8 protein-coding genes are annotated in these 11,511 nt (G+C 44.3%); 7 read left to right on the forward strand and 1 reads right to left on the reverse strand.

The genetic code is table 11. The annotated features are described in order from the left end of the window. The first annotated feature begins 20 nt into the window (after window positions 1–20). Window positions 21–740 carry a helix-turn-helix transcriptional regulator gene (locus tag AACW75_RS17225; protein WP_029225130.1) on the forward strand — a complete coding sequence of 240 codons (720 nt, stop codon included), beginning with the start codon at window positions 21–23 and terminating at the stop codon, window positions 738–740. A 111-nt stretch (window positions 741–851) separates the two neighbouring features. Here AACW75_RS17225 and pdxH read toward each other — a convergent pair whose 3' ends face one another. Continuing rightward, window positions 852–1,487 (reverse strand): pyridoxamine 5'-phosphate oxidase, encoded by a 636-nt coding sequence (pdxH, locus tag AACW75_RS17230; protein WP_017075633.1) that lies wholly within the window; start codon window positions 1,485–1,487, stop codon window positions 852–854. 166 nt (window positions 1,488–1,653) lie between these two features. Between pdxH and AACW75_RS17235 the strand changes: the two genes are divergently transcribed. The 6 genes from AACW75_RS17235 to AACW75_RS17260 all read left to right on the forward strand — a co-directional run bounded on the left by AACW75_RS17235 (window position 1,654) and on the right by AACW75_RS17260 (window position 11,304). Continuing rightward, the gene (locus tag AACW75_RS17235) at window positions 1,654–3,654 is read left to right on the forward strand and encodes an ATP-binding protein (RefSeq protein ID WP_237297881.1); all 2,001 of its coding nucleotides are present in this window, start codon (window positions 1,654–1,656) and stop codon (window positions 3,652–3,654) included. A gap of 70 nt (window positions 3,655–3,724) precedes the next feature. Beyond that, window positions 3,725–5,023, forward strand: a complete 1,299-nt coding sequence (locus AACW75_RS17240; RefSeq protein WP_237297883.1) for a sigma-54-dependent transcriptional regulator — start codon at window positions 3,725–3,727, stop codon at window positions 5,021–5,023. 112 nt (window positions 5,024–5,135) lie between these two features. Next, on the forward strand, window positions 5,136–6,527 hold the full coding sequence (locus AACW75_RS17245; protein ID WP_017075630.1) for an HlyD family type I secretion periplasmic adaptor subunit: 1,392 nt from the start codon (window positions 5,136–5,138) through the stop codon (window positions 6,525–6,527). Between the two features lie 59 nt (window positions 6,528–6,586). After that, window positions 6,587–7,255, forward strand: coding sequence for a transglutaminase-like cysteine peptidase (locus AACW75_RS17250; RefSeq protein WP_102551853.1), 669 nt, complete (start codon window positions 6,587–6,589; stop codon window positions 7,253–7,255). Between the two features lie 5 nt (window positions 7,256–7,260). After that, window positions 7,261–9,171 carry a bifunctional diguanylate cyclase/phosphodiesterase gene (locus tag AACW75_RS17255; RefSeq protein ID WP_017075628.1) on the forward strand — a complete coding sequence of 637 codons (1,911 nt, stop codon included), beginning with the start codon at window positions 7,261–7,263 and terminating at the stop codon, window positions 9,169–9,171. 18 nt (window positions 9,172–9,189) lie between these two features. Continuing rightward, window positions 9,190–11,304: a type I secretion system permease/ATPase gene (locus AACW75_RS17260; RefSeq protein WP_017075627.1), complete on the forward strand. Its 2,115-nt coding sequence runs from the start codon at window positions 9,190–9,192 to the stop codon at window positions 11,302–11,304. Window positions 11,305–11,511 lie beyond the last annotated feature (207 nt).

Here is an 11,511-nt window from a genome sequence, read left to right on the forward strand (position 1 = left end):
TCTGCTTACGAGATAAAACCTTGCCAGAATCACTCAACTCCATACATCGTTCTTTATTTGAACAACTTCCAGGTTGCTGGGGCTGCAAAGATACTGAGTCGGTCTTCGTATACGCGAACCTTGCCTACAACCAATTGATTGGTTTAAAACCCAACGAGAGTTGCACTGGCTTGACCGATTTCGACATGCCTAGCCAAACCATTGAGTGCGCGCAAGATTTCAGAGCTCAAGACAAACATGTGATGGATACACGCAGTACCCTTAAGATCCTCGATATTCACCCTTATCCAGACGGACGCTGGCACGCCCATATCTTTACCAAAACCCCTTGGCTTGATGATAACGACAATGTCCAAGGCACTATCTTTTATGGTCAAGAACTCACTGATACCGCGATTTTAGAGGTTGGCCATTGGGTATGTCAGGCAACAGGCGCCAAAGATGGTCAAGCATCCATTGCAGGTTCAACACCACGCACATCTAAACTCAAAAAACGACTGACTTCGCGAGAATCAGAAGTGCTATTTTTACTGCTGTTCGGTAAGAAACCGCAATACATCGCATTGACGCTAAATATTTCAATTAAGACCGTCGAAGGTCATGTCGCCAGATTGAAGCAAAAATTTGATGCCAGCAGTAAAAGCCAATTGATTGAGTATGCATTGGACTCGGGGTTAGGCTCAGTGATCCCTGAAACTCTGCTCAAAAAACAGATTTCCGTGGTTCTGCATAGCGATTGAGTAAAAATGAGACAAAAAAATACCGTTGATTTGATGAGTCTAAGCACCAAATCAACGGTATTTTTATATCTATTAATCCGACTATTGTTAAGAAGAGTAGGATTAAGCAGACTATGGCGCTAGGCGATCAATATCCCAGCTGTTGTCTTTGCGAGAAAATAGGAAGCGGTCGTGCAAACGGTGTTCACCACCTTGCCAAAACTCGATGCTATCAACACGTACTCGGAAACCACCCCAAAAAGAAGGCACTGGGATCTCTCCTTTTTCGAACTTCTGCTTAAGCTCTAAATACTTACCTTCCAAAATTCCACGAGCAGAGATTCGACTACTTTGCTTACTTGCAATAGCGGCCAGTTGGCTTTCTTTCGGGCGAGATGTGAAATACTTCATGTTTTCCAACGCTGTCAGCTTTTCAGCAGTACCCGTTACATGGACTTGTCGCTCTAAAGGATGCCAAGGGAAATGCAAACTGATTTTGCTATTGTGTTCAAGTTGATGCGCTTTTCGACTACCCAAATTGGTGTAAAAAACGAAACCATCTTTATCAACATTCTTTAGCAAAACAATTCGTTGGAATGGCTGACCATTTTCGTCAACTGTCGCGACTGTCATTGCAGTAGGATCAGTCATCTTAGCTTCAATCGCTTGCTCTAGCCATTGATTGAATTGGTCAATTGGGTCTGCGGCCAAGTCTTTACGTCTCAATCCACCCTGAGCGTATTCACGACGAATGTCTGTCAGTTCCATTTGGTTGCTCCTTATGATTTTTTGTGATTCTGCGCTGTAATCCTTTGAAACACAAGTCTAAGCCTTGGTTTTGTCTCACAGAAGCTGCTCTGTGTTAACGAGATCTCGGTACTCTAACGGCCATATTGATAGTCTATATGTAAACCGATTGTAACCTGAGTTTCTAGTGACTAAAAAACTGTCCAACCTAATCACACCTTTTGTTTTCCTTTCATTATTATTAGGGGGGGCGGGGTTAACCGCGACTCATTTTTTTGCCGTAAAATTTCAAGAAAAAATCGTTACCCAGCAACTTAACGAAGCCGCCAACAAAGCGAATCTGCAAATCGACTCTGAGCTAGATAAGTTCAAACAGATCCCCGATTTACTCAGTCACGATCCACGTCTGCTCTCTTATTTTGTCCCATCATTACAATCGGACAAGACCACCGCAACGCAGCTCAATAAGTTGTTGTTCGAATGGTCGAATCAAAGTCAGGCCGACACCATCTATATTCACGACCGAAGTGGCACAGTGATAGCTTCCAGTAATTATCAACAACCGCGTACTTTTGTCGGCGAAAACTTCTCGTTTCGCCCCTACTTTGCCTCTGCAATGAAGGGCAACAACACACAATACGTAGCGCTCGGTGCTCGCTCCAATGTCAGAGGGTATTTTCTTTCCTCACCGCTCTACGTAGCAGGCCACATTGTTGGCGTCCTTACGGTTAAAGTGAGCTTGGAAAATCTTGAGAATATCTTAACCAGTGATGATTTTGAGATTGTGGTACTCGACTCGAACCAAGTCGTCTTTCTGTCGAACCAAGCTTCTTGGTTGTATCACTCATTGCTGCCACTCAATCAACAGCAACAAACAGAAATATCGACTCAGCGACAATACGGCCAGAGTGAAATATCGATCATCGAAGCCTTTCGATCTTCAAACCTTCAACAAAAAACTAACGACGCGATTCAACCTAAAGGTCTTCAACCAAACCAAGTTCAAAAGGAACTCACAGCCAATCAGTTGTTTCAGCTTGGTGCTTTTAATCTTTACCCCGCACCTATTAGCAATAATCAATACCAAGTCGTCGCGTTAAAAGAGACCAAAGCAGAACTGATTAAGGTGCTTCAGATCGACGTCATCTTCATTGTCATTTATAGCTTGGTGATGCTGATTGCTTGGTCGTGGCGTCAAACCTACATAGCGAAGGTAGCGTTAACCCGACTCAATCAAAACCTAGAACAGACCGTTGATAAACGTACCCACTATTTAAAGCAATCTAATCAACAGCTCCAGCAAACGATATTTCAGTATCAAGAATCACAACTGAAGTTAAAACAGACAGAACAAGAGTTGACTCAGACGGCTAAGCTAGCGGTGTTGGGTGAGCTGTCAGCCAGTATTAACCACGAAATAAACCAACCACTGGCTGCGCTCAGAACCTACAGCGAGAACAGCTTAAAGTTGCTTGAAATGGAACGGACAGATTTAGTCAAAAGCAACCTAGATAAAATGATTGCTTTAAATACATCGATTACCGAGATCATCGCTCGCCTAAAGGTTTTCACCCGTAAGGTCACCAAACAAGAACATCACGTGGCGAACTTGCATCAAGCGGTCAACAACGCCACCAGTATTCTCAGTGCATTAATGATCAAACAAGGTATTACGCTTAGGTTAAGCACAGTGCCGGATGACATAAATGTAGCGATTCATCCAACCGAGCTAGAACAAGTGTTGGTTAATCTGATTCACAACGCGACTCAAGCAATTCAACAACAGGCTATAGAGCAGCCAGCCCCAAGACCACAAACCTCACGGCTACAAACTTCAGTGCTAAAAGCTTCAGGGCAACAAATCTTAGAGCAACAAGCCTTAGGAGAACAAAACCTAGGACAACACGCATTAGACCTACAAACGATTCCACAAATTGGGGTGGAATGGCAACGCAAGAACGATACCTGTCAGCTGATCATATGGGATAACGGAGTTGGCATACCTAAACATAAACTTGAACAGCTCTTCGACCCATTCTTCACCACCAAACCGGAAGGCTTAGGGCTTGGATTATCAATATCGAAACGGATCATTGAAGCGTATCACGGCACGATTACCGCAGCCCAGTTAGAGCCTTCAGGCATGGTATTCTCGCTAAATATTCCGCTCTATAAGAACAAGAACTAAATCGTCCATTTTGTTTACTCATGAGAACACCTATTTCACACCATTGTTAAGGACTCGACTTTTGCACTCCATGCCCAAACTCTATTTTGTCGACGACGAACCCGCCATTCGGGACTCCGTAGAACAAGCCATGCTCATAGAAGGCATCGACATTACCTGCTTCCCAAATGCCATTGAGGCGCTAAAGCAGATCAATGTTGCACGAGCAGGAATCGTGATCACCGACATTCACATGCCTGTGATGGATGGTATTCAATTTACTCAGAAGCTGTTGAGTCATAATCCTAACTTTCAAATCATCGTGCTGACAGGGCATGGCGATATTCAAACGGCAGTGTCTGCGATGAAGTCTGGCGCTTATGATTTTTTGGAAAAACCGTTTGTTGTCGATGACCTACTAACAGCAGTAAAAAAAGCCGCAGATAAGCTCGCCTTGGTTGAAGAGAACAATCTATTAAGAAAAGAACTTGCGATGCAAAATCAGGTCGGGCCAAAACTGATCGGTCAATCGCTAGCCATGCAGACCTTACGCCGTGAGTTAATCACTCTAAACTGCCAAGAAAACCCACTGCTGCTGTTTGTTGGAGATATCGGAACCGGAAAAAGGATCACCGCGCAATACACTCATGACTTACACAGTCATCACACCGCCGAGCTCTGCCCAATCGCCGCGTTCAATTTGCCACGCAGCGATGAAGCGGCATTTCAGCAATTTATTTTGCAACTGTTCCGCAAATATCAGGGCGGAACGATCTATATCCTTGAAACAGAAGCACTAACACGGGAGCAGTGGCTATGGTTAGCGCGTCTAAAACCCATTCTACTTCGTGAAAACTCATGCAAGACCAATGCAACTTGTATCATTATCGCAACCACAATAGTTCCAACTACAATTACCAATGAACTGCGTCGATTTGATTTACTCCCCTTGGCACAAAGAACAGAAGATATAGGCTCTTTGTTCAAACACTTTGCTCGCGGTGCAGCAAGTCGATATCAGTTGCCGCCACCGGTTATCACAGAGAAAGAGATTCAACGGTTAATCAGCTCTAATTGGACCGATAACATTCGACAACTTCGTCAACATGCAGAGCTCAGAGTGTTAACGCAAATCAAGCAACCGTCGCTCGATCGCGATGAATACGATGATCAAAATGATGAAGATCCGCTTGATGTTAGCGTTGAGGAACAACAACAATCACTGGGCCAACGTACCGATAGCTTTGAGCAAATCATCTTGATTGAGGCGCTACATCGCCACCAAGGGCGCTTAAAAGAGGTGCAGCAAGAGCTGAAAGTGTCGCGAAAAACGCTTTACGACAAACTGAGAAAGCATCAACTCGATAAAACGGATTTCAAAAATCGATAAGAATTAAAAAATATATAAATTCAAAGATTTAAAGGAGCAAAATCTTAACATTTATCAAAAGTAAGAATACACTCATTAGGCTTGCACTTTTATTTAGCACACAAGGACTGTTATGAGTCAGAAGAATTTCAGCAAATTGAACGAAACCGAACTTGAGTATGTCGATGACAAAACAGCAGCGCTGCTACTCAATACACCCACCAGTGCGCGCATTATGCTGTGGGTGATCGTTCTATTTTTTATTGCTGCTATTGGGTGGTCCGCATGGGCAGAGATAGACAAAGTCACGGTTGGCCAAGGTAAAGTTATCCCTTCTTCCCAGATCCAAGTGGTGCAAAACCTTGAGGGCGGCCTAGTAAAAGAGATACTAGTCAGAGAAGGTCAACAAGTTCAAAAAGGTCAACAGTTGCTCTTGATCGATGACACTCGATTCCGTTCTGACTTTCGAGAACGAGAGCAACAAGTCGCCAACTTAACCGCTAGCGTGTTAATGCTTTCAGCTTCATTTAACAGTGTGGTCATCAACGAAGAGTTCTCGGTCGAGAACTGGAAGAAAAGTGTCCTACTAGACTACGGTAAACTCGCCTTCCCACCCGCGCTCTACGAGCTTCAGCCTAAACTGGTTAATCGCCAAAAGGCCGAATATCGCCAAGACTTGAACAATCTAAAAAACCAACTTTCTGTTTTTGATCAACAAGTTGAACAGAAGCAACAAGACCTTATTGAAATAAAAGCGCGCGTCAATAACTTAAGACAAAGTTACAAATTTGCCCGCCAAGAATTAGACATAACAAAACCTCTTGCCGATGAAGGGGTGGTACCAAGAATTGAACTACTCAAACTTCAAAGACAAGTGAACGACACTCGTCGAGAAATGACCTCCAGCGAACTCAAAATCCCTCTCCTTCGTTCCGCAATCAAAGAGTCTATGTTAAGCCGTATTGATGCCGCATTGAGCTTTCGTTCAGAACAACAAGAGAAGCTGAACGAAGCCCAAGACAAACTCTCAGCCATGACCGAATCTTCAATTGGCCTTGAAGACAGAGTAAATCGTACCATAGTGGTTTCTCCCGTAACCGGAACGGTAAAAACACTTGGCATTAATACCGTGGGCGGCGTAATTCAACCAGGTATGGACATTGTTGAGATAGTGCCGACAGAAGACTCACTCTTGGTTGAGGCAAAAATCGCCCCACAAGACATCGCATTCCTGCGTCCTGAATTGACCGCTATTGTTAAATTTAGTGCCTATGACTTCACTAAATATGGTGGTCTTGAGGGCGTGCTAGAACACATCAGTGCCGATACAACCCAAGATGAAGAAGGCAACAGCTATTACATCGTGCGTGTGCGCACTGACAAATACAGCTTTGGCCACAATGAAGAGCTACCGATCATTCCCGGAATGACGGCTTCTGTCGATATCATCACAGGCAAGAGAACCGTGCTTGAGTACATGTTGAAACCCATTCTCAGCGCTCAAAACAATGCGCTGAAAGAGTAAGGACGTTTGATGGTTAACAACGCCTTTCAATATGTAGCGAACAAACAAGAGCAGAGGCTATGAAGTCTCAGGTTTCGCTCTTGTTGCTAGTCCTCACCTCTTTTACCTCTATGGCGCTCAATAAGAGCGATCAACGATGGGTAGATGCGGTCTCCGAAACCTACGGAGAAAGAGCTGGGAAGCGAGTCGCAACATGGCGCTCAAATATGACGTCATATGATGGATTAAGTGAAAAAGAGAAGCTCGAATCTGTTAACCAATTCTTCAACCAAATGTACTTTGTTGACGACAACATACTTTGGGGAAAGAACGATTACTGGGCTACCCCACTGGAATTTTTAGGCAGTAACGCTGGTGACTGTGAAGATTTCACTATCGCGAAGTACTTCTCTTTACTTGAACTGGGCGTCCCAGATAAAAAATTACGATTGGTGTACGTAAAGGCTCTTGAACTAAACCAATTTCACATGGTGTTGGCTTACTACTCAACACCCAGTGCAGAACCACTAATTTTGGACAACTTAAACCCTGAGATAAAACGCGGTTCCAAGCGCGGCGATCTACGACCGATATACAGTTTCAATGGTAAAAACCTTTGGTTAATCAAGTCGGCAGCAGGTAGCGGCAAGCTAGCAGGGAAATCTTCAAGATTGAGCTTATGGAACGACTTACGTTCTCGTGAGCGCTCTCTAAAATTAAACAAACCCATTATCAATTACGACGAGTAGGTACAATGACTTTATATAAACAGCTTGTGGTCGGGATGGTTGCAGTGTTCATATTGCTGATGACATCAGTTTTTATGATCGAATTCAATACGACCCGTGGATACTTAGAAGAGCAGCAACGCTCTGAGGTAAGTAATACCATTAATACTGTTGGACTGGCTCTCGCCCCTTACCTAGAAGAAAAGGACAAGGTGGCAGTGGAGTCTGTTATCAACGCCCTGTTTGATGGCAGTTCTTACTCCGTCGTGCGATTAATATTTCTCGACAGCGGCGATGATATTCTCCGCTCATACCCTGTGAAACCAACAGGCGTACCGCAATGGTTTACCAACCTTAATCTATTTGAACCCGTTCATGATCGCCGCGTGATTACCAGTGGCTGGATGCAACTGGCTGAAGTCGAGATAGTGAGCCACCCAGGCCCTGCCTATGATCAACTTTGGCAAGCATTTACACGCTTATTGACCTTATTCGGTGCGATCTTCTTACTGGGTTTGATTTCGATTTCATGGATCCTAAAACGAGCGCTACGTCCGTTATCGTTAATCATTACCAAAATGGATCAGATCGCTAAGAACCAGTTCGGTGAACCTTTGATTCGTCCTAAAACAAAAGATCTGATCTTAGTCGTTGATGGCATCAACCACATGTCCACTCAAGTAGAGCTGGCTTTTAAAAACCAAGCTCAAGAAGCTCAACGACTTCGTGAGCGAGCGTATATTGATCCGGTATCTCAACTCGGTAACCGTGCTTACTACATGTCTCAACTCAACCAATGGCTGGAAGAGTCGAGTTTAGGCGGCCTTGCCGTATTGCAAGCACAGTTTATCAGTGAAGAATATGACGAAAAAGGCTACCAAGAAGGCGATGCGTTAGTGCACCAACTCGCAGACCTGCTACAAGCTTCGATTTCGTCGCCTGATATCACCATTGCACGTATCTCTACGGATGAGTTTGGTTTCATTCTGCCAAACATTGACGAAAGCGAACTTAAACTGATCGCAGATAGCATTGTTAATTGCGTTCAAAACCTAGGTTCAGATCCAACAGGGACTGCTGCTGCACACCTTGCTCTGGGTGTCACTTACAGTAATAAGACTAAAACCAGTACTGAGATTATGTCGCTGGTGGATAACGCGCTATCAAGTGCGAAAGCAAACCGTGAACTGACCTACGGTTACGTAACGGCTGACGACCACGGCGCAGTGATGGGTAAACAGCAATGGCGTATGTTGGTAGAAGAAGCCATCATCAACGATCTCGTCACCTTCCGCCTGCAAGCTGCGAATAACGCTTTTGGTAAAACCTACCACCAAGAAGTATTCTCTGCAATTGAGAAAGATGGCGTTCGTTACGGAGCCAACCAGTATCTATACGCTCTAGAACAACTTGAAATGAGCCACATTCTCGACCAATACGTTATCGAGAAAATGATTGAAAAATTAAATGCAAAAGAGGTGACCAGCCCTATTGCTATCAACATATCTCCGAGCAGTATTGCTCAACCAAGCTTTATCCGCTGGATAGGAAACACTCTGGACAAAAATGCGTCTATCGCACATCTACTGCACTTTGAGATTCCAGAAAACTGTTTCATCAATGTTCCTCACTACACTGCACTATTGTGTAACACCATCCGTAACGCTGATGCTGTGTTCGGTGTCGATAACTACGGACGTAATTTCCAATCATTGGATTACATCAACGAATACCGTCCAAGTTATGTGAAGCTCGATTACTTGTTCACACATAACCTTGATGATGAAAAGCAGAAATTCACCTTAACGTCGATCTCTAGAACCGCTCACAACCTAGGCGTGACCACTATTGCGTCTCGAATAGAAACTCAGACTCAATTAGATATCTTGTCTGATAACTACGTAGAAGTGTTCCAAGGCTTCATTGTTGATAAATAGTTGTAAGGGTTATATCGCATGCAAGATCCACTATTAAACTCACTGATCTACGTTAGTCGGTATTACGGGTTAGCTAACTCACCCGAAGCGTTGATCAATGGGCTACCACTATCAGATGGAAAGCTAACCCCTTTCCTATTCCCTCGTTCTGCTGAACGAGCGGGATTAGTGGCAAAAGAAAATCGTTCCGACTTAGAAAGCATTCCTCACCTAATTCTGCCTGCAGTCTTACTTCTCAAGCAAGGTGAGGCATGTGTTCTCAATAGTATTGATGTAGAAAAACAAGAAGCTGAAATCATCACAGCAGAAAGCGGAATGGTGCCGATCATCATTCCAATAGAAGAGCTGAAAGAACAATTCATTGGCCGTTACTTCTTAGTGAAGAAACAGTTCCGTTATGATGAGCGCTCGCCCGAGGTTCTAAAAACTCGTAAAGGCCACTGGTTTTGGGGCACCATTTGGGAATCTAAGAACATCTATCGTGATGTGTTGATCGCCTCAATTCTGATCAATATTTTCGCTATTGCCGCGCCAATGTTTACTCGTCTTGTGTATGACAAAGTCGTACCTAACCTCGCCTTCGAAACCCTGTGGGTATTAGCGAGTGGTATTTTTGTGGTCTTCCTTTTCGACCTACTTTTAAAGTTAATGCGAAGCTACTTTATTGATGTCGCAGGTAAGAAGTCCGATATCCTGATTTCCTCTAAGCTGTTCAGTAAAGTATTGGGTATTCGTATGGAAGCAAAGCCAGCTTCTGTCGGAGCCTTTGCGAAAAACTTGCAAGAATTCGAATCAATCCGTGAATTCTTCACCTCAGCAACGATTGGTTCGTTAATTGACTTACCGTTCGCACTGATGTTCTTGGCCTTGATTTGGTTAATGGCGGGGAATCTTGTATTTGTTCCTATTGCTGGCGTGGTCGTTCTGATCATCTATGCATTATTAATCCAAGGTCCACTGCGTCGTGCGATTGAAGAAGGCTCTCGCCTTGCATCTCAAAAATACGCAAACTTGATCGAGAGTTTGGCTGGGTTAGAAACCGTTAAACTGTTCAGCGCTCAAAGTCAGTTCCAATTCCGTTGGGAAGAAGCTGTTGCTCACATGGCGAACTGGAATATCAAAAGTCGCCGCATTACCGATAGCATCCAAAACACAGCTGGATTCGTTCAACAAAGTACCAATGTTGGGATGATCATTTTTGGTGTGTATCTGATCGCTGAAGGCGAACTCACCATGGGTGGCTTGATTGCCGCGACCATGTTAAGTGGCCGTGCGATTGGGCCTCTTGTTCAGTTGTCACTGCTTTCGACTCGTTATAATCAAGCGAAATCGTCGATGACTTTGATTGAGCAAGTGATGTCGATGCCAGACGAGCAAGAAGAAGGTAAGCGCTACATTCACCGCCCTATCATTCAAGGTCATATCGCGTTGGATAAAGTCACGTTCCACTACCCTGATTCTCCAGTGGCTTCAATACGCGACCTCACCCTAAACATTACTCCAGGTGAAAAAGTTGCCATCATCGGACGTATTGGGTCAGGTAAAACTACGCTAGAACGTCTAATTATGGGCCTATACAAGCCCACAGAGGGCCATGTACGCATAGATGACACAGATATGGAACAACTTCACCATGTCGACGTACGACGCAATATAGGCTGTGTACCGCAAGACAGTAACCTGTTCTACGGTTCAATAAGAGACAACATCACCTTAGGTCGCCCTTTGGTTGATGATCGCGATGTAATGGATGCAGCCAACCGCGCCGGAGTTACCGCTTTTACTCAGCAAGATCCTTCTGGCTTAGAGCGTCAAGTCGGTGAAGGAGGAGGTATGCTATCTGGAGGCCAACGTCAATCTATCGCGATTGCGAGAGCCTTCTTAGGCCGTCCGCCGGTGTTATTGTTGGATGAGCCAACCAGTGCAATGGATAACCGCTCAGAGATGCACATCAAACATCAGCTTAACCAGTTACTGCCGAGCGAGACCTTAATTCTTATTACGCATAAAACGTCAATGTTAGACATAGTAGACCGAGTGATTGTAATGGAGAAAGGCAGCATTATTGCCGATGGTCCTAAAGCGCAAGTTCTGTCAGACCTGAAACAAGGTAAAGTAAGGGCAGTAAGCTAAGAGCGCTCAGACGTAGGTGAAATACAAATAGAGATGTTTAAAAATAAAAAGGGGAGCATTTGCTCCCCTTTTTTGTCTGTCTGTCCCGTCCTGAAATGTGTTTACACATTGAGGACGAATTATGACTACTTCAAATAATACCTACGTTAAGCGCACTCAGCGTGATTACACACTAGGCTTTAAATTACAGGTCGTCGCCGCTGTAGA

The organism is Vibrio sp. L3-7, from assembly GCF_963898195.1.
GTDB lineage: Bacteria > Pseudomonadota > Gammaproteobacteria > Enterobacterales > Vibrionaceae > Vibrio > Vibrio echinoideorum.